The organism is Cupriavidus sp. UBA2010 (assembly GCF_002335265.1).
Classification (GTDB): Bacteria; Pseudomonadota; Gammaproteobacteria; order Burkholderiales; family Burkholderiaceae; genus Cupriavidus; species Cupriavidus metallidurans.
Window position 1 is genome coordinate 50,362 of sequence record NZ_DDCI01000012.1, and the last position, 23,032, is coordinate 73,393.

A 23,032-nucleotide genomic window follows, 5' to 3' on the forward strand; every position below is an offset into this window, starting at 1 on the left:
GTCATGAATCGACTGATTTCCTTTGTCATTGGCCTGTTTGTCCTGCTGGCCGTCGCTTCGTCGATGCTGTTCGTGGTCGACCAGCGCCAGTACGCCGTCGTCTTCGCTTTCGGCGAAATCAAGCAGGTCGTGCGTGAGCCCGGTCTGCATTTCAAGCTGCCGCCACCGTTGCAGAACGTAGTGTTCATGGATCGTCGTCTGCAGACGATCGATGTTGCAGCCAGCGAGCGTTTCCTGACCGCCGAGAAGAAGTCGATGGTGGTGGACTGGTTCGTGAAGTGGCGCATCACCGATCCGCGCAAATTCTTCGTGGCGTTTGGTGGCAACCTGCGCGGCGCGCAGGACCGCATGACGCAGCGTATCGACGCCGTGGCGCGTGAAGAGTTCGGCAAGCGCACCGTGGCGGATGTGGTGGCGGGCCAGCGCGAGCAGGTCATGCAGAACATCCGGGGCGGCATGGCGGAGTACGCGCAGTCGGTGGGTGTCGAGATCATCGATGTGCGCCTGAAGCGTGTGGATCTGCTGCCGGCCATCAGCGAGTCGGTCTATCGACGCATGGAGGCCGAGCGCAAGCGCGTGGCCAACGAACTGCGTTCGACTGGCGCCGCGGAAGGTGAGAAAATCCGGGCCGATGCTGATCGCCAGCGTGAGGTGGTGTTGGCCGAGGCTTATCGTGATGCGCAGGTGGTCAAGGGTGAGGGCGATGCCAAGGCTTCGCAGATCTATGCCGATGCCTTCGGCAAGGATCCGAGCTTCGCCCAGTTCTGGCGCAGCATGGAGGCCTACCGCAACACGTTCCGCGACAAGGGCAACGTGATGGTGCTGGAGCCCAATTCGGACTTCTTCCGCTATATGCGTTCGCCGGGTGGCAACACCGCGCCGGCCCCGTCAGGCGGCAAGAAGTAGCGTGGATGGCGCACCAGGCGCCTGATCGCGTGATTCGACAGAACCCCGGATATTCCGGGGTTTTGTCCGGCTGGAGGGCATGAACCTTTCCCGCCTGTGTTTTTGATAGAAGAGATTCCCCATGTCCAACCGCTGGCTCCTGCCCGAAAACATTGCCGATGTCCTGCCGTCGGAAGCGCGCAAGATTGAAGAACTGCGTCGCCGAATGCTGGACCTGTTCCGCACCTATGGCTATGAGCTGGTCATGCCACCGATGCTCGAGTACCTGGAGTCGTTGCTGACCGGTACCGGGCACGACCTGGATCTGCGCACGCTGAAGCTGGTGGACCAGCTTTCGGGCCGCACGCTGGGCCTTCGCGCGGACATCACGCCGCAAGTGGCTCGCATCGATGCGCACTTGTTGAACCGCCCGGGCGTGACGCGCCTGTGCTATGCGGGCAATGTGCTTCACGCGCGCCCGGCGGGTTTCAATGCGACGCGCGAGCCGATCCAGATCGGCGCCGAGATCTACGGCCACGCCGGGTTGGAAGCCGACGTCGAGATCCAGGAACTGATGCTGGCTGCGTTGCAGGTGGCTGGTCTGTCGGATATTCGTCTGGACCTGTGCCACGCCGGTATTCTCGAGGCGCTGCTCGCGGCGTTGCCGTCGATTCGCCAGATCGAAGAGGCGATGTTTGCGGCGCTCGAAACCAAGGATGTGCCGGCCCTGCGCGAATTGACCCAAGGCCTGCCCGACACGGAGCGGAACGCGCTGCTGGCGCTGCCGACGCTGTACGGCGGTGTCGAAGTCATTGAGCGCGCCCGCGTCACGCTGCCTGCCAGTCCGGCCATTGGCCGTGCGCTGGACGAGCTTGCTGCGCTTGCCGCGCAGGTGAGCAATGCGAGTGTGAACATCGATCTGTCCGATTTGCGCGGTTACCACTATCACAGTGGCGTGATGTTCACGGCCTATGTTTCTGGTTTGCCGAACTATGTGGCGCGTGGCGGCCGCTATGACAAGGTGGGCGAGGCCTTTGGTCGCGCTCGTCCGGCCACGGGCTTTTCGCTGGATCTGCGCGAAGTGGCGGCGTTGTCGCCTGTCGAGGTGCGCGCCCAGGCGATCTTCGCGCCGTGGGATGCCGATCCGGCGCTGCGTTCCGCCATTACCGCGCTGCGTGCAAATGGGGAGATCGTGATCCAGTCGTTGCCGGGCCACACGCATGAACTCGACGAGTTCAATTGCGACCGGCAACTGCAGCGCCAGGGCGCAAACTGGGTGGTGGTGCCTCGCTGAAATTCCTGGCCGGACGTGCGAGCCGGCCGTTTTTGGTGCTCTCAGATGACGTTTGATGCCCGTGGTGGGCTGTAATCGCCCGCATTGGACAACAATCGTCTGTCATACGCGTGCCCGAAAACCGGGAACCGTAGAACAACGAGAGTAGAATACGTTTTTAACCTTCTGACCAATTCAACATGTCCGCATCCGCAGTAGGCCAGGGACGCAATGTCGTCGTGATCGGAACCCAATGGGGTGACGAAGGCAAAGGGAAAATCGTCGATTGGCTTACCGATCATGCTAAAGGTGTGGTGCGGTTCCAGGGCGGCCACAACGCTGGCCATACGCTCATCATCGGCGGCAAGAAGACCATTCTGCGACTGATCCCGTCGGGGATCATGCGCGAAAGCACCATCTGCTATATCGGCAACGGTGTGGTGTTGTCGCCTGAGGCGCTGTTCCGCGAAATCGAAGAGCTCGAGTCTGCCGGCCTGCAGGTGCAGAATCGCCTGCGTATTTCCGAAGCCGCGACGCTGATCCTGCCGTACCACGTGGCCATCGACAAGGCACGTGAAGCCCGCCGCGGCGCCGCCAAGATCGGCACGACGGGACGCGGCATCGGCCCGGCATACGAAGACAAGGTGGCTCGCCGCGCGCTGCGTGTGCAGGACCTGTTCGATCCGAAGCACTTCGCTGAACGTCTGCGCGAGAACGTCGAGTTCCACAACTTCATGCTGACCCAGTACCTCGGCGCCGAAGCCGTCGACTATCAGCAGATCCTGGACGAATCGCTGGCATTCGCGCCGCGCCTGAAGCCGATGGTGGCGGATGTGTCGGCCGAGTTGTACGCCGTGAATGCGGCAGGCAACAACCTGATGTTCGAAGGCGCGCAAGGCACGCTGCTCGACGTGGATCATGGCACCTATCCGTTCGTGACCTCGAGCAACTGCGTGGCCGGCGCCGCTGCGGCCGGCGCGGGCGTGGGCCCGGGTCGCCTTAACTACATCCTCGGCATCACCAAGGCGTACTGCACGCGCGTTGGCGCTGGTCCGTTCCCGAGCGAGCTGTACGACAACGACAACCCTGCCCGTCAGGATGCCGTGGGCGTGCGCCTGGCCAACGTCGGCAAGGAATTCGGTTCCGTGACCGGCCGTCCGCGCCGTACCGGCTGGCTCGATGCCGCTGCGCTGAAGCGCTCGGTGCAGATCAACGGTGTGTCCGGTCTGTGCATGACCAAGCTGGACGTGCTCGATGGTCTGGAAACGATCAAGCTGTGCGTGGGCTACGAGCTCGACGGCAAGCGCGTCGATATCCTGCCGCGTGGCTCGGATGCCGTGGCCGCTTGCGTGCCGGTGTATGAAGAGTTCCCGGGCTGGAACGAATCGACCTTTGGCGTGAAGACCTGGGATGCGCTGCCCGAAGCGGCGCGCGTTTACCTGAAGCGAATCGAGGAAGTGGTCGGCATTCCGATCGACATGGTGTCGACCGGTCCGGACCGCGACGAGACGATTCTGCTGCGTCATCCGTACCAGGTCGCCTGACCGCCTGCATTACCCAGTGAGCATGATCGTGGCGCCACGAGCGCCACGGCCTCACAGATAGTCCTCGGCCCGCGATATGCGGGCCGATGCTTTATCCATTGGCCATCGATACAAGAAAAGACGCCATGAACCTGCCAATCAATGATGACGAGAACCTGTGGGTCTCGTGGGATGAATATCATCGCCTGATCGCGCGTCTGGCGCTGAACGTGCACGAGTCGGGCTGGAAGTTCGACCAGATCCTGTGTCTGGCGCGCGGCGGCCTGCGCGTGGGCGACCAGATGTCGCGCATCTTCGATGTGCCGCTGGCGATCCTGGCCACGAGTTCGTACCGCGAGGCGGCGGGCACGCAGCAGGGCGAACTCGATATCGCGCAGTACATCACGATGACGCGTGGCAATCTGTCCGGCAGGATCCTGCTGGTCGACGACCTCGTTGACTCGGGTGTCACGCTGGAGCGCGTGGGGCGCCACCTGAAGGAGCGCTATCCCGAGGTGACGGATGTGCGTTCGGCCGTGCTCTGGTACAAGGCCTGCTCCAAGGTAACACCCGATTACCACGTGACGTTCCTGCCTTCGAACCCCTGGATCCACCAGCCGTTCGAGGAGTACGACACGCTGCGTCCGCATAACCTTGCTGCCTGGCTCAAGCGCGGCAAGCGCGCCAGCCTGCAGGAAGACGATTCGGCGGCCTGAAGGCCGCCGTCCCTCCTCCCGCAAGTGCGGGAGGGCAGGGCTCGGAGAGCATTGGGGTTCGCGCGGTCGACCCGTGCCCCCAACCCGTCTCTCATGAATGGGAGACGGGTGATTGTCGCGGGTGAATTCAATACCCAACCGTGAATCGCTCCCGCACATGCTTTGGCTGCTCGATCTCATCGAGCATCGCGATGGCATAGTCCTCCATCGAAATCCAGCTTTTGCCGTCAGCGGCGACAAGCAGATCTTCCTTGCCGAGGCGGAACTTGCCCGTGCGCTCGCCAGGCGTGAACAGTGCCGACGGTGACAGGAACGTCCAGTCGAGCTGAGATTCGCCGCGCAGGGCGTTCAGGAAATCACGGCCTGCGGATGCCTCTGCCTTGTACAGGTCCGGAAACTCCGGCGTATCGATGAGTTGCACGCCTGGCGCCACGTAGAGGCTGCCCGCACCGCCCACTACCAGCAGGCGCTTGATACCAGCCGTCTTGGCCGCATCTGTGATCTGTGCCGCCGTGGCTTGCAGAAACCGGACGGTGCTGATGACGACGTCGTTGCCACGCACGGCATCAGCCAGTGCCTTGGCGTCGGCGACATCGGCGTCGCGGGTGGTGACGCCGTCACGTGATGGCAGTTTCGACGCCTGGCGGGCGATTGCGGTGACGGCATGGCCGCGGCGGAGTGCTTCGTCGGTCAGACGCGTACCTACGTTGCCGGTAGCGCCGATGATGGCGATCTTCATGGTCGTATCCTCTCGGAAGTGGTTGATATGAAACCAATGTGGTTACATATCCGGGCAAAAAAATCAGCGCTTGCGGCGCCGGGCGGCATGTTCGACTTCGCCGAGCATGCTGGCAATCGTGATTTCCGAGAGCGTGGCATCCATAGCGGCTTGCGCCCGATCGGCAACCACCTGCAGAGCGCCGGTGATCTCGCGACCTACCAGGCAAGCTGGATTCGGCGCGCTTTGGTGCAGCGTGATCAGCGCGGTGGTCTCCGTGGCGTGAAACACCTCGAGCAATGTGATCTGGCTGGCGGGTCGCGCAAGCATCGCGCCGCCGGTGCTGCCCATTGTCGTGGTGACGAAGCCCGCCTCGGTGAGCGCGCCGATCATGCGCCGGATGAGTGCGGGGTTGGTTCCCACACTGCTGGCGATCATCGACGACGGCACCGGACCCTCAGCCTGCGCGAGCAGGGTGAGGATGTGAACGGCGACGGCAAACCGGCTACTGGTGCTCATACGGAAATTTCAATGTGAAACTATGGTAGTTACATATCGCCGGCGCGTCAAGCGACGAGTTGGCGTGGCAATACCGCGTGTTTTTCGTGATGGATGCTACGAGAGTGGCGAGATAATGCCGGAATCGGCACTGAAGCTGATACACTCATCCACGGCTTTGCGCCATAGAGAGAGTGAACAAAAGAGAGGAACGAGATTTGAAGGATTCGGCGATGCAAAAACAAAAAACCCGCAACGTGTGTTGCGGGTTTCTCGCCAAATCTTGGTGCCCAGGAGAGGACTCGAACCTCCACAGTGTTGCCACCGCTAGGACCTGAACCTAGTGCGTCTACCAATTCCGCCACCTGGGCAGGTGTCGAAACAACCGAAGCGGCCATTATAGCGACCGTAAAACGTTTGTCAAACAGTTTCGAGAAAAATTGAATCAGAACAACTATCCGATCCCCAGCCGGGAAGAAATCCTTGGCGTACTGAGAACTTCGGGGTCGCCCCTGTCGGCCGGCGATATCGCCAAGGCCCTGGCCGTCACGCGCAAGGAGCATGACGGCTTTCAGAAACGGCTCGCCGCGATGGAACGCGACGGCCAGATCGAACTCAATCGCAAGGGCCGCTATGAGCTGGCCCATCAACCCAATTTCGTGCTTGGCCGCGTACAGGGCCATCGCGACGGCTTCGGCTTCCTGATTCGCGACGACGGCGAGGACGATATCTTCCTGCCCGAGCGCGAGCTGCAGAAGGCGATGCACAACGATCGCGCGCAGGTGCGCGTGGTTGGCTATGACCGCCGCGGCCGTCCAGAAGGGCAGATCGTCGAGATCGTGGAGCGTGCCAATCGCTTCGTGATCGGCCGACTGCTGTCTGAAAATGGCGTGCTCGTGGTGGCGCCGGAAGACAAGCGCATTGGCCAGGACATCCTGATTCCGCCCAAGGCCCAAGGCAAGGCGCGCGTGGGGCAGGTGGTCAGCGTCGAGCTGATGGAATGGCCCGATCGCTACGTGCAGCCGGTGGGCCGCGTGGTCGAGGTGATTGGCGATATCGACGATCCCGGCATGGAGATCGAGATTGCCGTGCGCAAGTACGGCGTGCCGCATCAGTTCTCGCCCGCTGCCGTCAAGGAAGCACAAGGGTTGCCCGATGAGGTGCTTCAGGCCGACCTCGATCATCGCATCGACCTGCGCGACATTCCGCTGGTTACGATCGATGGCGAGGATGCGCGCGACTTCGACGATGCCGTCTATTGCGAGCAGGTGAAGATCGGTCGTGCAAAGGGCTGGCGTCTGATCGTGGCGATCGCCGATGTGTCGCACTACGTGCGGCCGGGCACGCCGCTCGATGCCGATGCGCTGGATCGCGCCACGTCGGTTTACTTCCCGCGCCGCGTGATTCCGATGCTGCCGGAGAAGCTGTCAAATGGCCTCTGTTCGCTGAACCCGAACGTCGACCGTCTGTGCATGGTCTGCGACGCGGTGATCACGGCCAAGGGCGAACTCAAGGGCTACCAGTTCTATCCGGCGGTGATGCACTCCGCTGCGCGCCTGACTTACAACGAGGTCTGGTCGGTTCTGTCGAACACCAAGGGGCCTGAGGCCCACAAGCGCGCGGAACTGGTGCCACACCTGCAGAACCTGTATGAGCTGTTCCAGGTCCTGCTCAAGGCTCGCCGTGCCCGTGGCGCGATCGACTTCGACACCACCGAGACCTATATCGTCTGCAACGCGCAGGGCAAGATCGAGCAGATCTTGCCGCGCACGCGCAACGACGCGCACCGTCTGATCGAAGAGTGCATGTTGACGGCCAACGTCTGCGCGGCCGACTTCCTCGAGCGCTTCAAGCATCCGGCGCTGTACCGGATCCACGCGGGTCCGAGCGAAGAGAAGCTCAAGAATCTGCGCGAGTTCCTGAAAACCGCCGGGCTGTCGCTTGGCGGTGGCGACAAGCCGCAGGCCTCGGACTATGCCGAGGTCATGGACAAGATCAAGTCGCGTCCCGATGCGCCGATGTTGCAGACGATGCTGCTGCGTTCGATGCAGCAGGCGGTCTACAGCCCGGACAATATCGGCCACTTCGGCTTGGCCTACGAGGCGTACGCGCACTTCACCAGCCCGATCCGCCGCTATCCGGACTTGCTCGTGCATCGATCGATCAAGGCGATCCTCGCACATACGAAGTATCGGCCGGCCTTTATCCAGGGGACGGAGCTCAATACGCAGATCTCGCCGAAAGCGCGCCGGATGCAGGCCGCCGATGCCGAGAAGCGTGCCGAGAACGTTGCCGCGCGCGCGAAGCGCGACGAGGGCGTCTGGGACGAACTGGGGTTGCACTGCTCGGCCAACGAGCGTCGTGCCGACGAGGCATCGCGCGACGTGGAGGCCTGGCTCAAGTGCTACTTCATGCGCGACAAGCTGGGTAGCGATTTCGCTGGCACGATCAGCGCGGTGACGTCGTTCGGCATCTTCGTGCAGCTCGACGAGCTGTATGTGGAAGGCCTCGTGCACGTGACGGAACTGGGCAGCGACTATTTCCAGTACGACGAGGCGCGCAACGAACTGCGTGGCGAGCGGACTGGCATCCGCTACCGGCTCACCGATCGCGTGCGCGTGCAGGTGTCGCGCGTCGATCTCGATGCCCGCAAGATTGACTTCCGTCTGGTGCAGGAGCCGTCGGCCAAGACGCTGCGCGCCCGGGCCGGCGTGCCCGAGCAACCGCGGGTGCCGGCTGCCCATGCGGTGCCGGCGCGCAAGAAGGGACGTCAGCTTGCCGCGCTGCTCGGTGGCACTTCGAAGCCGGAAGAGTCGTTCGACGAAACGCTGGACCGTGTGATCGAAGAGCAACCGGTGTTCGAGGCGGTCATCACGCCGCTCAAGCCGCGCGACGCCCATGTCGGGCATACGTCGCATGGCCGTGGGTCGGCGAAGAAGGCGCAGTCAGGCAAGCCCGCGAAGCGAGCGGCCAAGCCAAAGCCGACGCATTTGAAGACCGAACGGCAGCCGACGACCAAGCGCGCGCCCAAGCCCGCTGGCAAGAGCACGCGGCCAGCCCGCAAGCGCTAATCTGGCGCGTTTGAAGTTGGCCATGGCGGGTACAATGCGCGCCATGGCCAAACACAAACTCCTGATCGGCTTTCACGCCGTCAACGCACGCCTGCGCCAGAACGCGCAGAGCGTGTCCGATATCTACATCGAAGCGAATCGCCGTGACCGGCGCATGCAGGACTTTATCCGCCTGGCGGAGAGTCTTGGCGTGACGCTGCATCCGGTCGATGCCGAGCGCCTGCGCGGCATGGCCGGCACTGATCGCCACCAGGGCGTAGTGGCGCGGGCCGAAGATGTTTCGCTTGCGCTCAACCTCGACGAACTCCTGGATGGCATCGAAGGCACGCCGCTGTTGCTCGTGCTCGATGGTGTCACCGATCCGCACAACCTCGGCGCATGCCTGCGCGTGGCCGATGGCGCTGGCGCGCACGCGGTGATCGCGCCGAAGGACCGTAGCGTCGGTCTGAATGCCACGGTAGCGAAGGTTGCCAGCGGCGCGGCCGAAACCGTGCCGTACATCACGGTGACGAACCTTGCGCGCACGCTGCGCGAACTGCAGGAGCGTGGCATCTGGGTGATCGGTACGGCTGACGGCACCGAGAAAGCGCTGTACGACGTCGAGCTGAAGGGACCGACCGCCATCGTCATGGGCGCGGAAGGCGAGGGTATGCGCCGCCTGACGCGCGAAACTTGCGATGAATTGGTGGCGATTCCGATGGCGGGGGGCGTCGAGAGCCTGAACGTGTCGGTGGCCAGCGGCGTGTGCCTGTACGAAGCGGTGCGTCAGCGCCGTCTGCCGCGCTGATCATGGATAGCCTCGCCCTTGAGCAGGCGCGTGGCTGGGTTGCCGAGGCCCGTCAGATCTTTGTGCTGACGGGTGCCGGGATTTCCGCGGAGTCGGGTGTGCCGACGTTCCGCGATGCGCTGACCGGCCTATGGGAGCGCTTCGATCCCGAGGAACTGGCGACGGAAGAAGCGTACCGTCGTCAACCAGCGCTGGTGTGGCAGTGGTATCAGCATCGGCGCGAGCTGGTGGCGGCGGCCCGGCCGAATCCGGCCCACCATGCGCTTGCGGTGCTGGCCCGGCTGAAGCCGATGACGCTAGTGACGCAGAATATCGACGGCCTGCACCAGAAGGCGGGCAGCGAGCAGGTGGTGGAACTGCACGGCAACCTCTTCGCCAACAAATGGCTTGATGGCTGTGGTCGTTGCGACACCGTGCCGCCGATTCCGGGCGATCCTCCGCGATGCGCGATATGTGGTGCGATGATGCGCCCCGGCGTGGTGTGGTTCGGCGAGGACCTGCCGCGAGTGGCCCGTTTCCGCGCCGACCATGCGGCCGAGTCCTGTGACCTCTGCCTGGTTGTGGGCACGTCGGGGCTGGTGTATCCGGCGGCGGCGCTGCCGGGGGTGGCGAAGGAGAACGGCGCGCGCGTGATCGTGGTGAATCCGCAGCCGTCAGCACTGGACGAGACGGCGGATATCGTACTGGCCGCGCCGGCGGGTGAATGCCTGCCGTTGCTCTGGCCGCAGGCAGTCTGAACGACTGTTCGACTGCGGATCCGCGGCTCCCTCCAAGGCGTTGGATCGAGCCGCGATCCCGACTCAACCGGCCAGTTCGCCGACGAGTTTCTCCAGTTTCATCGCATCGGCCGCAAACAGGCGGATACCTTCGGAGAGCTTCTCCGTTGCCATCGCATCTTCGTTGAGTTGCCAGCGGAAGGCGGGTTCATCTGCGGCGATTCGTGCGACGTTGCCGGCTTGAGCCTGCTCCACGGACAACTTGCGCGCAACGGCACCCTGTCCGCCTGAAAGCTGCTCGAGCAGTTCCGGACTGATCGTCAACAGGTCGCAGCCGGCCAGCGACAGGATCTGATCGGTGCTGCGGAAGCTGGCGCCCATGACCTCGGTCGCATAGCTGAACTTCTTGTAATAGTCATAGATCTGACGCACCGAGCGCACGCCAGGATCGTTATCGCCGCCGTTCGCCACGGGGTCCCATTTCTCGCCAGCCTGCTTCTTGTACCAGTCAAGGATGCGGCCCACGAACGGGGAGATCAGCTGCGCGCCGGCCTCGGCACAAGCCACTGCCTGTGCCAGCGAGAACAGCAGCGTCATGTTGCAGCGGATGTTCTCGCGTTGCAGGACCTCGGCAGCGCGGATGCCCTCCCATGTCGAGGCGATCTTGATCAGCACGCGCTCGCGTGCCACGCCACGTTGCTCGTACAGGCCGATCAGGTGGCGCGCCTTGGCAACGGTGGCCTCGGTATCGAACGACAGACGGGCGTCGACCTCGGTCGACACGCGGCCGGGTACGATGGCCAGGATCTCGCAGCCGAATGCGATCAGGAGCTGGTCCATAACGCCATCGAGCCCAGAATTGCCGTGGTGATCGCGCACGGCCTGTTCCAGCAGCGGGCGGTATTCCGGCTTCTGTACCGCCTTGAAAATCAGCGACGGATTGGTGGTCGCGTCCTGTGGCTTGTATTGCTTCATCAACTGGAAGTCGCCGGTGTCGGCCACTACCGTGGTGAACTGCCTCAGTTGTTCAAGCTCGTTCATGATTGGGTTCCGTCGGAGGGAGAGGCCATTGTAACGGCGTGGCGCGTGGCGTAAACGTCGGGGATGGGGAACCAATCCGCTACACTACACGTTTCCCAACGCTTTTCTGGCTGTAGTCATGACTCAGGATGAACTCAAGGCGCTGGTCGCGCAAGCTGCCGCTGACTATGTGAAGCAGGAAGTGCCCGAAGGCGCTGTTCTTGGCGTGGGCACCGGCTCCACCGCCAATCTCTTCATCGACGCCGTGGCGGCGTTCAAAGAGCGCTTTGCGGGCGCGGTGTCGAGTTCCGAGGCCTCCACACGCCGCTTGCAACAGCACGGTTTCAATGTGCTCGATCTGAACGAGGTCGACAGCATTCCCGTCTATGTGGATGGCGCTGACGAGATCGACAACTCCGGCGCGATGATCAAGGGCGGTGGCGGCGCGCTGACGCGCGAGAAGATCGTTGCCTCGGTGGCGGATCGATTCGTGTGCATTGCCGACGGCAGCAAGCTGGTGCCGACGATGGGCGCATTTCCGCTGCCGGTCGAGGTGATCCCGATGGCACGCGCGGCGGTAGCCCGAAGCCTGGCGGCGCTAGGCGGTCAGCCGCGTCTGCGCATGACCAAGGAAGGCGGTATCTACAAGACCGACAACGGCAACGTCATTCTGGATGTCTCGGGCCTGAAGATCGAGAACCCGAGGGCGCTGGAGCAGCAAATCAACCAGCTACCCGGCGTGGTGACCGTTGGTCTGTTCGCCCTGCGCGGAGCAAATGTGCTGTTGCTGGGTACCGATCAGGGCGTGCAGCGCTCGGATTACTGAATCGCATAAGCGCCGTATAAGTGAGAGGCCGGGCGCCCATGGCCCCCGGCTTCGATTGCCTCACGCGGTGAGCCCATGCTCCACCGCGTAGACGGCCACTTGCACGCGGCTGGCCAGATTGAGCTTCTTCAGAATGTTCTGCACGTGAATCTTGACCGTGCTCTCCGCCACGCCCAGCGCGCGCGCAATCATCTTGTTGCTTTCGCCGCGTACCAGTCCGCGCACAATGTCCCGCTCACGCGCCGTCAGAGGGGCCGCGTCGCCACGCTCTAGCAGGGCAGGTGCGGCCGCCGGAGCCTTGAATTGCTGCACGAGCTTGGCGGTCATCGTGTCGGAGATCACCGGCTCCCCTGCGGCAGCCCGCCGGATCGCGCTCGTCAGCGCTTCGGTCTCGATGTTCTTGATCAGGTAACCCCGCGCGCCGCTGCGCAGGGCGCTGGCCAGTTCTTCTCCTTCCTCGGATACCGTCAGCACAATCACCGCGCATTCCGGCAGATCCTCCGTCAGCAGTTGAAGGGTTTCGAGTCCTGACAGGCCGGGCATATTCAGGTCGAGCAGAATCACGTCCGGTCGATGCTGCTTGGCCCGTTTGATGCCTTCCACGCCATCGGCGGCTTCGTCGACCACTTCGAAATCGCTCTGCCACTGCAGCAGCGCGCGAACACCCGAGCGGAACAATGTGTGATCGTCGATCAGTAGGATACGGATGGTCATTGGGAAGACTCCTGCGCCGCCAGCAACTCGTCTGGCTGCGCCATGGTTTCGCCGCGCGGCAATGATAGGGCGACGCGGACGCCAGCCCCTGGGCGGGCGTCGATCGTCAGGGTCGCGCCAAGCCGCGATGCCCGTTCCTGCATGATGTGCAGACCGACGTGCGCGCTGTCCTGGCCGTCGAATTCGGAAGGATCGAATCCTTCGCCATCGTCCTGGACGACGAGTTGGAAGTCGCGCCCCTGCGTGAGCGAGATCGTGACATGCTCGGCCATCGCATGTTTGCGCACGTTCGACAACGCCTCCTGCAGGATGAACAGTACCTGTAGCTGCTGCTCCGGCTGCAGCGGCGGTCCGCTTCCTTCGATCGTCAATGTGGCGTCCGTGCGGCATTGACGGCGGAAGCGCGCGACGGTGTCCTCCACCGCTGGGCGCATGTCGCCCGTCGTCAGCCGGGAGCGGAAGTTGTGCAGCAGTTCGCGCACGTCCTGGTAACTTTCTTCCACGCCGTGTCGCAGCAGTGGCACGATCTCGCGCGTTTCCGCGTTGTCGTTCCGTTCCACCGCATCGCCGAGCAGTTGTACCTGAAGGTTCAGGAAATTCAGGCCTTGCGCGATGCTGTCGTGCAATCCTTGCGCCACCAGATTGCGCTCTTCGACGACCGCAAGCTGGCGCGCGCTGGCGGCAAGCCGCAGGTGCTCCAGTGCCGTGCCAAGGTGGCGGGCGAGGGTTTGGAGCAGTTGGCGATCGGAAGGTGGCAGTTCGCGCGGATTGCGGAAATGCAGCGTGAATGTGCCGAGCGTGCCGCGCGGAGAGTCGAGCCGGAACGCCGCCATGCCCGTGAAACCTTCGCGGCCACAGGGAGACTCCGGTGTTTCGGAGCCCTGACGCACGAACTGGCGCAGGTCCGTCACCGTAATCATGCCCGCTTCAGCTGCGGCCCCGCAGTGACAGTCATGGATCGCGCTACAGCGGCTGTTGTCCGCCAGTTCATCCGAAAGTCCCACTGATGCAAGTCGGTGGAGCTTCCCGTGCGTGGCATCGATCACACGAACGGTCCCGCCGTCGGCCTCGAACTGGCGCATCACGCGTTCCAGGAATCCGCGTGCCATCGCCTCGGCATCACTGGCCCGGTTGAGGAAGGCGGTCATGTCGTAGAGGGCTTCCAGATCCCGATTTTGCCGCGCCAACTCGGCAGTCTTGCTGTCCACGCGTGCCGCCAGATCCTGATAGAGCTCCTGCAGTTCGTCGGCCATGCGGTTGAAGCCGGCGTTCAGCGTGCCGAATTCATCACGTGTTGCGATGGGCAAGCGCAGCGAGAACTCGCGGGCAGCCATGCGCTGCAGGCCATCCTGCAGACGCAGCACGGGCAGAATGATCCAGAGGTAGAGCAGATAGATCACAGCGACCGTGCCAACGCACGCGATGATCGCAAGGCTTGCCTGAGAGAGTCGCAGCAGATCGGTTTTACGCGCGTTATCGCGTTCGATCAGCTTTACCAGACTGTCGGCCTCATTGACGAAAACCGGCAGGGCATCGATGTAGGCGTTTGCAGGCGTGGTGCTTGCGGTGGCCACCGCAAGCGGCTTCAGGCGCTGCTGCCAGTCCGCGACGACGAGGTCAAGCTTGGCCCGGATCGCGGGTTCGTCGGGCAGGAATAGCGGGCGGGCCGGATTGCCACGGCGCAACTGCGCGAGCGTGGCGTCCAGCGCCGCGACTTGCCCTGCCAGATCGTTGGGACTGCCGCTCTGGGCACGGGTCAGTTCAATGGCGACCCGGTTTGCGCGCATCCGCAGGCTTCCGGCGTCGTTGATGGCGGCACCGGCTCCTTCCAGCTTCCAGGAGAGATACAGCGTGCCTGAAATCATTCCCAGCACCACCATCAGTGACGCGAACGACAGCAGGATGATCCGCGTGGAAAGCCGGTGGCGCAATGGTGTCAGCCGGACCGCTTCCGGCACGTGGCCGTTGTCAGGCAAGGGGGCGGTGGTATCTGGAGTCGTAGGGGCTAGCATTGGGAAGGTGCGGCCCGGCGGGTGATATTGCAGGGTGATGCTGCAGTATGAGTGTGGGGACGGGCGGCCCTGCCGCGGATTGTGCCAGCGTGTGATGGTGGCTCTACTGCGCTAGATCAAGGAAGTTTTTGGTTTCAATATGCTTAGCGAGGCACGTGGTAAGTCAGCGAGTTTTGGTCCCGATCAAATCCATGCCGTTAACGTGGCCCTAGCATCGTTGCCATATCAAACCATGAGATCGGGAGAAGCGATATGTCCACGACCATCACCACCCTGGTGCGGCAACACCGTGATTGCGACGAAGCCATCGAGCAGGTTGAAGCCTGCGTGCGCGCGAAAGACTGGGATGCCGCAGCCGGTGCGTTTGCGCGCTTGGAATCCGCCCTGCAGGGCAATTTCAGTACCGAAGAACAGCGCTTGTTTCCGGCGTTCGAACAAGCCGTGGGATTCAGCAATGGCCCCACCGCCGTGATGCGCCACGAACACGATGAGGTGCGTGGCCTGCTGGACAACGCGCGGGAATGGTTGGAACTGAAGGATGTTGGCGCGCTGGCGGCCGAACTCGATACCCTGGTCGTGCTTCTGCAGCAGCACAACGTCAAGGAAGAGAATGTACTGTTCCCGATGTGTCAGGCCCAGGTGAAGGGGCTGGATACGCTGTTGGCGGATTTCGCATCGGGACAAGCCGCTCACCCTTGAGACCTCGAATCGTGCCATGGTGAAAGCCGTCAACCTTGACTACGCGAGTGCGCCGCGTCCCGGCTTGGTGTTTGGCTGCCTGATGCCTGCCCCCTGGCTTGGCGTGGTAGCTGGCTTGCTGCTGGTACTTGGCCCGGTCGACGCGCTGCCGGATCGCTTTGCGCCATTGGCATTGGCGGCCGTCCACGCACTGGCGCTAGGGATGTTGTTGCCGGTCATGCTCGGCGCCCTGTTCCAGATGATGCCGGTCGTTGCGGGGGTATCCGTTCCGTTCGCGGGCTTGGTGTCACCATTCGTCGCCGTAGCGGGAGCCGGGACCGCCGCCGCGCTCGCGGCCGGATTCCTTGGTAGCGGCGCCACGGCATTTCGCTGGGCCGTCGCGACCGGCGGGACGTTCCTGACGCTCGTAGGCCTCTTGTTGCTGGCGGCGGGCTTCAGGGTCGCCGCAGTCGATGCAACCACGCGGACGTTGGCATGGATCGGCGCCCCGTTGATCGTTACGGCACTGGGCGGTGCGGCGCTGGCTGGCCTGTTCGGTGGAATGTGGACGGTGGCGCCCGAACAGGTGCTGGCGCTGCATGTCGCGTGGGGGCTAGGCGGCTGGCTGGCGGCGCTGGTGAGCGGCGTAGCCACCACCGTACTACCGATGTTCTGGCAGACGGAGCGTTTGCCGTCCTGGCTCGAACGCTGTTTGCCTTACGGGCATTGGCTACTGCTGCTGGTATTCAGCATCGTCGTGATTGCGCGGCCGGGCGGGGCGGTTGAGCGATTCGCGCTCGTGCCCTGGCTGCTGTTCGCCATGGTGCTCGGCGCCTGCGCATTGAAGGCCGCATGGCGCGCGAGGCGGCGACATGACCCACAGTGGGTGCTTTGGCCAGTGTCCGCCCTGAGCCTGCTGCTGGCTGCATTGCTGACGACTGCCAGCGCTCTGGCGCCGAATCAGATGCCGGCTGCAGCGCAGTGGTACATCGGCATGCTGGCGCTGATTGGGGGAGGGGTGCTGCCCGTGAACGCGATGCTGGGCAAGATCGTGCCGTTCCTCGTCTGGTTGCATCTACGCCGGCTGTTGCCGCCGCGCGCGCGCGTCCCGGCGATGCAGGTGATCATCTCGCCGGAGAGTCAGAAGAGGCAGGGGTGGATGGTGCTGGCGGCATTCCTCGTGCTGCTGGCCGTGCCGTTGGCGCCGGGGTTGCTGGCGAAGGTTGGCGGTGTGCTGTTCGCCATCGCGAACGGATGGCTGGGCGTGCAGTTGTTGCGTGCCTTGCGCTGTATGCGAGTCATGCGCAAACAGGGTGGGCTGCCACCACGGGTGGCGGCAGCCGTGGCGGAACATGGCGTCCCGCCGAACTGAGCATCAGGCCATGCTGACGGCGCGGGCGGTATCTTCCGTCAGATCCGCCGGCTTCTCGCCTGTCAGCAGATAGTGCATCAGGTCCGCAACCGGACGGATCGCCTCGCCGAAGGGTAGCGTGCCCTTGCCACGGAAGAACAGGCCACGCTCCACATCGCCGCGCACTGCCTGCGCTAGTTTGAGATCGATGCAGAACTGGCCGATACGGGCGATACCATCGCGCAGGCCGCACGCCTGCAGGCAATCGAATCCTTCCAGACAATCGCGCGTTTTCGCGCGGCGCTGCAAGCGGCTCTCTGTTGACAGGTACTTCGCCAGCCAGGGCGTCAGCACGGCACGAGCGGGCAGACCGGCTACGCTGGTGAATTCGCGCAACGTTTCCGGGCGCGCCGTGGCCAGTACGTGCTTGAAGGCTGGATGCGCGTCGGATTCCTCTGTGACGGCGAAGGCGGTGCCGACCTGCACCGCGGCAGCGCCTTTGTCGAGCCAATGCCGGATCTTGGTGTGGTTGTTCATGCCGCCGGCAAGAATCAGCGGGATGCTGCCCCACGTCAGGCCCAGCGTCTTGAACAACTCGCGGCACTCGTCCAGTACACGGTCGAACGAAAAGCGGTCGTCGCCAATATCCTCGATGGCTGACGCACCGAGGTGGCCACCCGCATGGGCGGGATGCTCGACCACGATGGCGTCCGGCAGTCTGCCTTTCTTCATCCAGCGGCGGATCACCAGCCCGATGCCGCGCGATTCCGAGAGGATCGGAATCAACGCAACCTTCGGGTGGCCGGCGGCAAGATCGGGCAGGTCCAGTGGCAGGCCGGCACCCATGACGATCGCGTCGGCGCCGCTCTCGCAAGCCTGGCGAACCAGTTGCGCGTGCGAGCCGACGGCCTTCATCACGTTCACGGCGATCAGGCCACGTCCTTCCGAGAGTTCGCGCGCGGCGCGGATCTCGCGGTCCAGCGCTACCAGGTTGGCGGCCTCGATGCGCGCCTTGTCACGCGTACCGGCGGTTTGGGCCATCAGGTCGGGATGATGGTGGCGCAAGTCGATACTGGCAATGGTGCCAACGCCGTTCTGACTGGCAACGGTTCCCGCCAGCCTGTGCGCCGAAATGCCGATGCCCATGCCGCCCTGCACGATCGGCAGCAATCGCCGGCCGGCCAGCGTCAACCAATGCTCTGTCATGTTGAGTTCACCTTGTATGCGTAGTAGTGACGGGCAAGCGTGGCACAGGCTCCGTGTCCCACTCTTGTCGAATATCAAAGTAGATGCTGGCGCGTGCGATCGGCGTAGCTCTGGGGAACTACGCGTGGATCAAGCGTTGCTCGGCGATGTCGCTGAACGGTCGTTCGCGTACATTGCCGCACGTTTCATCGAGCCGGGCCGAGCCCCGATGGACGTGGCCGAGCGCATCGATCAGAAGGATGCCAGCGCCCTTGGCCTTGCTGGCGCACGCGATACGCTCGCGAATGGCCGCCAGATGGTGTGGCACGCGTGTTGAGACCCAATGCAGCAGATAGGCGCTGCTGGCCGCGTGCTGGCTGGTGACGAAGTCGCCTGCATTGCCTTTCTGCGCTCGTATCCACACATAATCGAACAGCCACTCGAGCGAAGCACGCGTCATGTCACGAAGTGATGTGTTCTGGGTGGAGTCGTGCGCGCAGTCCGCAGGGCAGGGCTGAGAGAGGTGAAACCTGTCGATACGCTCGCTGTCCGCCAGGGCCACCACCGCGGGCAACTCCGCCGCGTTCATCGGGCTCAGTGCAATGCGCATCCCGACTCTCAGGTGGGCGTTGCGGGCAGCGCGCAGGCCGCGCAAGGCACGTTGGTAGGCGTGGCGGGAGCGTTGCACATGGTTGTGCGTGTACTGCAGACCATCAATCTGGATACCGACGTAGTCGAGACCATAGGCGGCCAGCTTGACGGCGTTCATGCCTGTCAGGCGGCTACCGTCGGTGGACAGCAGCACATTGAGGTCCAGCTCGCGGGCCCGGGCGATGATTTTGAAGAAATCGGAGCGTGCCATCGGATCGCTGCCGGAGAGGATCAGCGAGCGGACCCGGGCGAGATGGAGTTGCTCGAGCAACGCCAGGGCCTCGGTGGTATCGAGTTCGGTGCCGGTGTCGGTGCCGGCCGTGGACGGGTCGGGCGCGCACGGATGCCAGATGACAACGGGGCTTTCATCATTCCGGCGATCGCGGGGCAGTGCGGAGGTTGGCGCGCCGTCACACAGCGCTTCCATGAATCGGGACACGCGGAGCATGATCAGACGTTTCCTGTGGCTGGCAGCCGAAGACCGGTTTTCTTGAGGATCCGGGTCGACCAGAGTACGTCGTGGGCCCGGCAGGCATCACCCAGCAACGCTGCGATCCGGGCGACGAGTTCCTGTGCTTCCTCCCGCGTATGCGCGTGGACCATCGCGAACAGGTTGTACGGCCAATCCGGGGTGTGGCGCGTGCGGCGGTAGCAGTGACTCACGAACGGCAGCGCGCCAACGCGTTCGCCGAGCGTGTCGATATGCATGTCGTCAACGTCCCAAACGGTCATGCCGTTGGCCCGCCAACCCAGCAAGTAGTGATTGGGCACCGCGCCGATGCGGCGCAAGGTGCCAAGTGTCAGCATGGCCTGCAGCCGCGCAATGACCTCGCTTTCGTCGATGCCGAGCGACGCGCCGATGGCGGCAAAGGGTTCAGGCACGAGTGGCAGCCCTTGTTGCGTGGCGCGAATCAGTGCGAGGTCGAGCGAATCGTGGGTCATGTCGGGAGATGGAGGTGCACGAAGTACTCGCGTTCCTTTGGAAACGGCAGGATCTTCACGCCCGCGGCCACCTCGATGCGTTCCAGGGTGGGGGTGACATCCTCCGCGCGCGCGACAGCCAGCACGAACCAAAGGTTCAGATGATGTGTGCGCTCGTAGTTGTGGGCGACTTCGGGAAAGGCATTGATGGCTTCGATCACGGCTTCCAGGCGATCGACGGGGGCATGGCATGCGCAGAGCATGAAACGCCCCCCAACGCGCTCGACCTGGTACATCGGCCCGAACCGGGTCAGGATTCCCGCATCCAGCAGCGCCTGCAGCCGGCCAAGCAACGTGCCCTCGTCGATGCCGAGCGACTGCGCCGCGTCGGCGTAGGGCCGAGGCGTAATAGGCAGTCCAAGCTGCAAGGCGTCGATGATGCGGCGGTCCAGGTCGTCCAGCGTCATGGTCACATCCCGAAGCGCTGCGCGCGCGAGGTGAAGAAGATGCCGCTTGGATGGTCCGCCGGCAGCGTGGTCAACGGCTCGTAGGTAGTCGTGTCGTAGACCACCACGCGATTGTCGTCGCGGCACGACAGCCAGACTGCCTCGCCTTTGGGCGTGAACTCCATGTGCAGCACGCCACGGCAAGGCTTGAGCGTGCGCACGACCTTCCGGGTGGCTGTGTCGATGACCTGGACGGTTTCGTTGTTCGGGAACGCGAAGTTCACCCAGACCTGTCGTCCGTCCGGCTGCGCCATCACGAACACCGGCTGGCCCGCAACTTCCACGCGTCCGGCTTCCTGCCAGGCGTTGGCGGTATCCGCGATGAGCACTTCATGACGCCCGATGGCGGGCAGCCAGGCCTTGCCCTGCGCCATGGCCCAGCCGCGCAGGTGCGGCATCTTGTAGACGGGCAGCGGCGCGGAGCCACGTCCGTAGCCGGACAGGACATGCCGCGCGGCAGGCGGGGTTTGCCACAGGTCCACCAGCGCCAGGCCATCTTCCCCGAATAGTCCCGCCAGATACCAGCGGCCGTCCGGCGTTACCAGCCCGTCATAAGGCTGCTTGCCTGCCGGCAGCTTGGTGACTTTGGGGTGGCGCGGATCGGCCACGTCGATGATCCAGATCTCGCCTGCGTCGAACAGGCTCGCCGCCAGCCGCTTGCCGGGCAGGTCGGCCAGACCGACAACCTTCGAGCGTCGCCCGTCCGGGCCGATGGCGGGGATGTCGGCGAGCGGTTCGAGCGTGGCGGCATCGAACAGCCGGATGCCACCGGGCTCGTAATTCTGCGCGGCCACTACGCGGCCATCCTGGGTAATGGCGCCGCCGATGCTGTTGCCTGCCTGGATGGTACGGTGGGTCACCTTGGCATCCAGCAGGTCCACGCGGGTCAGGCCACCGTCGCGGCCGAAGACGTAGGCGTACCGGCCGTCTCGCGCGAAGACCACGCTGGCGTGCGACAGGTCACCGAAGCCATCTATCGTCGCCAATCGGGTCATGCCCGAGGTTTCCACGACCTGGATGCGGCCGGCGGCGCGCTCGACCACGACGCCCATATCGCCGGTGCCACGTACTGCGGTGGCGCAGCCGGAGAGCAGCACGCTCAGTGCCAGCACGACGGGAAGTGCGGTGCGGCGCATCATGGTTTCGGTACGGCGGGCACGTGCCCGGATTGGAGTCGATCGATCAGCCATCGTGCTTCGTCCTGTGTCATGAATGGTTGCCACGGCGGCATGGCGGTTCCCGGCCTGCCCTGAAGCACCGTGGCGACGAGTCCGTCGCGCGGTTTGTCGGCTAGCGCCGCAGCCGTCAGCGGTGATCCGAGCCCTCCCTGCAGCGTCATGCCATGACAGGCGCCGCAGTCATCGCGTAGCAGGCGGAAGAGCTCGGCTTGTCTGGCAGGCGCCGGGGCGGCTGCGGGTGGCTCGGCGGCGATAGCCGTGGCGGTCATACACGAAAGGATGGGAATGCAGATCCAGCGCAGGGTTGGCATGGGGTCGCCAGCGAGTGGGGCAAATGCCGACATCATTATTAAGAACCCAGTATTTCGGCTTGACCGCTGTCAATGCTGGGGCGATTCGGTGGTTGACGATGCGGGCGCGCCTCCAGTGTGAGAGGGCAGACCAGCGGCAGGAAATCGTCTGCCCGTTCCGAGTAGGCCAGCAACGCGCCCGCCTGGAGGTCGAAGTACCAGCCATGCAGCGTGAGCGCACCGCGCTCGCAGGCCTCGCGGACGAACGGAAAACTCTCGAGATTGCGCAGTGACACCAGGATCGCTGCCTGTTCGCATGCGCGCTGCCGTTCAGCGGGACTGGCGTTGGGCAGCGTCTGCTCGACCATGCGCCGGGCAGGGCCTGCAATGCGGACCCAGGGCCCGATGAAGTCCTGCGGCGCGTTCGTAGCGGCGTCTTGCGGATGGGCCAGCAACGCACGGATGCCGCCACATCCAGCGTGGCCCATCACGATGATTCGGGCCACATGCAGCTGCTCCACGGCGAACTGGATCGCCGCCGAGACACCGTGGAGCCGCCCGCTGGCGCCATCCCCGCACGGCGGTACGAGGTTGGCGACGTTGCGTACCGTGAACAGCTCTCCCGGATCGCAGCCGAGCAGCAGGCCCGGGTCCACGCGCGAATCGCTACAGCCGATCAGCAGCGTCTGGGGATTCTGACCCGTGCGCAGGGCATCGAAGAGTTCCGGCCTGGCCTCGAAGTAGCGCCGCTGGAACCGTTCGAAGCCCTTGAGCAGACGTTCGATCTCGTGCATGGGGACACGGCCTTACCGGCCCCGGACGAGTTGCCAGGCGCGTCCCAGGTAGGTCACCGAGGCAAAGCCGCTCCAGACGTGCACCAGTCGCGTGAACGGGAAGATCGCGAACAGCGAGATGCCCATGAACAGGTGCGCCTTGAACAGCAGCGGGGCCTCGGCCACATAGCTGGCCGCATCCGCGCGCAGCGTGACGATGTGCTGTGCCCAGGTCATCAGTTGCACCATCATGTGGCCGTCCATATGGCTGGCCGACTCGAAGATCGTCGACAGACCCAGCAGCAGCGTGACCAGCAGCCACAGCAGCAGGACCTTGTCACCGAAGCGCGTGACGGCGGACACGCGTGCGTTGGTCAGGCGACGATGCAGCAGGATCAGCAGGCCGGCCAGGCACATCGTGCCCATGACGCCGCCGGCGCTCATGGCGATGGCCTGCTTGAGGCCATGCGACACGCCAAGCGTGTCCCACACCACGACCGGCGTCAGCAGGCCGACGAGATGGCCGAAGAACAGGCCAAGGATGCCCACGTGGAACAGGATGTTGCCCGTGCGCAGGTTACCGCGATAGAGCATCTGCGAACTGTCCGACTTCCAGGTGTACTGCTCGCGCTCGAAGCGCGCCAGGCTGCCGAACAGGAAGATGGCGGCTGCGATGTAGGGATAGATCCCGAAGATAAATTGATGGACCAGGTTCATGGTAGTGGCTCTGGATGGTTCCT

23 protein-coding genes and 1 tRNA gene are annotated in these 23,032 nt (G+C 63.9%); 10 read left to right on the forward strand and 14 right to left on the reverse strand.

The window, feature by feature from the left end; all coding sequences use genetic code 11:
* The first annotated feature begins 3 nt into the window (after positions 1-3).
* From hflC to B2246_RS07590, 4 genes are all read left to right on the forward strand, one after another.
* Positions 4-906, forward strand: coding sequence for a protease modulator HflC (gene hflC / locus B2246_RS07575; RefSeq protein ID WP_008643774.1), 903 nt, complete (start codon positions 4-6; stop codon positions 904-906).
* 121 nt (positions 907-1,027) lie between these two features.
* Positions 1,028-2,179, forward strand: coding sequence for an ATP phosphoribosyltransferase regulatory subunit (locus B2246_RS07580; protein WP_008643775.1), 1,152 nt, complete (start codon positions 1,028-1,030; stop codon positions 2,177-2,179).
* A 179-nt stretch (positions 2,180-2,358) separates the two neighbouring features.
* Positions 2,359-3,702 (forward strand): adenylosuccinate synthase, encoded by a 1,344-nt coding sequence (locus tag B2246_RS07585; RefSeq protein ID WP_008643776.1) that lies wholly within the window; start codon positions 2,359-2,361, stop codon positions 3,700-3,702.
* 125 nt (positions 3,703-3,827) lie between these two features.
* A complete protein-coding gene (locus tag B2246_RS07590) occupies positions 3,828-4,397 on the forward strand; it encodes a phosphoribosyltransferase (protein WP_008643777.1) in 570 nt (189 codons plus the stop codon).
* Positions 4,398-4,524: 127 nt separating this feature from the next.
* Here the strand turns inward: B2246_RS07590 and B2246_RS07595 are convergent, their stop codons facing one another.
* The 3 genes from B2246_RS07595 to B2246_RS07605 all read right to left on the reverse strand — a co-directional run bounded on the left by B2246_RS07595 (position 4,525) and on the right by B2246_RS07605 (position 5,984).
* Positions 4,525-5,136, reverse strand: a complete 612-nt coding sequence (locus tag B2246_RS07595; protein ID WP_286882173.1) for an NAD(P)-dependent oxidoreductase — start codon at positions 5,134-5,136, stop codon at positions 4,525-4,527.
* 63 nt (positions 5,137-5,199) lie between these two features.
* Positions 5,200-5,634: an Rrf2 family transcriptional regulator gene (locus B2246_RS07600; RefSeq protein WP_286882172.1), complete on the reverse strand. Its 435-nt coding sequence runs from the start codon at positions 5,632-5,634 to the stop codon at positions 5,200-5,202.
* Between the two features lie 263 nt (positions 5,635-5,897).
* Positions 5,898-5,984, reverse strand: a tRNA-Leu gene (locus B2246_RS07605).
* Between the two features lie 69 nt (positions 5,985-6,053).
* On the opposite strand from B2246_RS07605, the gene rnr reads away from it, so the two are divergent.
* Genes rnr through B2246_RS07620 form a run of 3 tightly spaced genes read left to right on the forward strand, consistent with a single transcriptional unit; the run spans position 6,054 to position 10,208 of the window.
* Positions 6,054-8,684 carry a ribonuclease R gene (rnr, locus tag B2246_RS07610; RefSeq protein WP_008643780.1) on the forward strand — a complete coding sequence of 877 codons (2,631 nt, stop codon included), beginning with the start codon at positions 6,054-6,056 and terminating at the stop codon, positions 8,682-8,684.
* A 43-nt stretch (positions 8,685-8,727) separates the two neighbouring features.
* Complete coding sequence (gene rlmB, locus B2246_RS07615) at positions 8,728-9,471, forward strand: 23S rRNA (guanosine(2251)-2'-O)-methyltransferase RlmB (RefSeq protein ID WP_008643782.1); 744 nt, start codon at positions 8,728-8,730, stop codon at positions 9,469-9,471.
* A gap of 2 nt (positions 9,472-9,473) precedes the next feature.
* The gene (locus B2246_RS07620) at positions 9,474-10,208 is read left to right on the forward strand and encodes an SIR2 family NAD-dependent protein deacylase (protein WP_008643783.1); all 735 of its coding nucleotides are present in this window, start codon (positions 9,474-9,476) and stop codon (positions 10,206-10,208) included.
* Positions 10,209-10,271: 63 nt separating this feature from the next.
* Here B2246_RS07620 and tal read toward each other — a convergent pair whose 3' ends face one another.
* Complete coding sequence (tal, locus tag B2246_RS07625) at positions 10,272-11,228, reverse strand: transaldolase (protein ID WP_286882171.1); 957 nt, start codon at positions 11,226-11,228, stop codon at positions 10,272-10,274.
* Between the two features lie 118 nt (positions 11,229-11,346).
* Between tal and rpiA the strand changes: the two genes are divergently transcribed.
* Positions 11,347-12,033, forward strand: a complete 687-nt coding sequence (rpiA, locus tag B2246_RS07630) for a ribose-5-phosphate isomerase RpiA (protein ID WP_286882170.1) — start codon at positions 11,347-11,349, stop codon at positions 12,031-12,033.
* 60 nt (positions 12,034-12,093) lie between these two features.
* Here rpiA and B2246_RS07635 read toward each other — a convergent pair whose 3' ends face one another.
* Together B2246_RS07635 and B2246_RS07640 are read right to left on the reverse strand one after the other, a co-directional pair.
* Positions 12,094-12,747 carry a response regulator gene (locus B2246_RS07635; RefSeq protein ID WP_286882169.1) on the reverse strand — a complete coding sequence of 218 codons (654 nt, stop codon included), beginning with the start codon at positions 12,745-12,747 and terminating at the stop codon, positions 12,094-12,096.
* On the reverse strand, positions 12,744-14,759 hold the full coding sequence (locus tag B2246_RS07640; protein ID WP_286882168.1) for a type IV pili methyl-accepting chemotaxis transducer N-terminal domain-containing protein: 2,016 nt from the start codon (positions 14,757-14,759) through the stop codon (positions 12,744-12,746). Before B2246_RS07640 ends, B2246_RS07635 begins: the two co-directional genes overlap by 4 nt.
* 252 nt (positions 14,760-15,011) lie before the next feature.
* On the opposite strand from B2246_RS07640, the gene B2246_RS07645 reads away from it, so the two are divergent.
* Both B2246_RS07645 and B2246_RS07650 read left to right on the forward strand, forming a co-directional pair.
* Entirely contained in the window at positions 15,012-15,458 is a 447-nt protein-coding gene (locus tag B2246_RS07645) for a hemerythrin domain-containing protein (protein WP_186425013.1), read from the forward strand.
* Between the two features lie 16 nt (positions 15,459-15,474).
* The gene (locus B2246_RS07650; protein ID WP_286882167.1) at positions 15,475-16,809 is read left to right on the forward strand and encodes a hypothetical protein; all 1,335 of its coding nucleotides are present in this window, start codon (positions 15,475-15,477) and stop codon (positions 16,807-16,809) included.
* Between the two features lie 3 nt (positions 16,810-16,812).
* Here B2246_RS07650 and B2246_RS07655 read toward each other — a convergent pair whose 3' ends face one another.
* From B2246_RS07655 to narI, 8 genes are all read right to left on the reverse strand, one after another.
* Positions 16,813-17,994, reverse strand: a complete 1,182-nt coding sequence (locus tag B2246_RS07655; RefSeq protein ID WP_186425015.1) for an NAD(P)H-dependent flavin oxidoreductase — start codon at positions 17,992-17,994, stop codon at positions 16,813-16,815.
* Between the two features lie 118 nt (positions 17,995-18,112).
* Complete coding sequence (locus B2246_RS07660; RefSeq protein WP_286882166.1) at positions 18,113-19,072, reverse strand: radical SAM/SPASM domain-containing protein; 960 nt, start codon at positions 19,070-19,072, stop codon at positions 18,113-18,115.
* Between the two features lie 2 nt (positions 19,073-19,074).
* The gene (locus B2246_RS07665) at positions 19,075-19,566 is read right to left on the reverse strand and encodes an AsnC family transcriptional regulator (RefSeq protein WP_286882164.1); all 492 of its coding nucleotides are present in this window, start codon (positions 19,564-19,566) and stop codon (positions 19,075-19,077) included.
* The gene (locus tag B2246_RS07670; RefSeq protein WP_286882162.1) at positions 19,563-20,012 is read right to left on the reverse strand and encodes an AsnC family transcriptional regulator; all 450 of its coding nucleotides are present in this window, start codon (positions 20,010-20,012) and stop codon (positions 19,563-19,565) included. The genes B2246_RS07665 and B2246_RS07670 overlap by 4 nt, the downstream gene beginning before the upstream one ends.
* 2 nt (positions 20,013-20,014) lie before the next feature.
* Positions 20,015-21,187 carry a cytochrome D1 domain-containing protein gene (locus B2246_RS07675; RefSeq protein WP_080709701.1) on the reverse strand — a complete coding sequence of 391 codons (1,173 nt, stop codon included), beginning with the start codon at positions 21,185-21,187 and terminating at the stop codon, positions 20,015-20,017.
* Positions 21,187-21,540 carry a c-type cytochrome gene (locus tag B2246_RS07680; protein ID WP_035882364.1) on the reverse strand — a complete coding sequence of 118 codons (354 nt, stop codon included), beginning with the start codon at positions 21,538-21,540 and terminating at the stop codon, positions 21,187-21,189. The genes B2246_RS07675 and B2246_RS07680 overlap by 1 nt, the downstream gene beginning before the upstream one ends.
* A gap of 38 nt (positions 21,541-21,578) precedes the next feature.
* Positions 21,579-22,313, reverse strand: a complete 735-nt coding sequence (locus B2246_RS07685; RefSeq protein WP_008643809.1) for a carbonic anhydrase — start codon at positions 22,311-22,313, stop codon at positions 21,579-21,581.
* Between the two features lie 12 nt (positions 22,314-22,325).
* Positions 22,326-23,009 (reverse strand): respiratory nitrate reductase subunit gamma, encoded by a 684-nt coding sequence (gene narI, locus B2246_RS07690; protein ID WP_024570135.1) that lies wholly within the window; start codon positions 23,007-23,009, stop codon positions 22,326-22,328.
* Between the last annotated feature and the right edge of the window lie 23 nt (positions 23,010-23,032).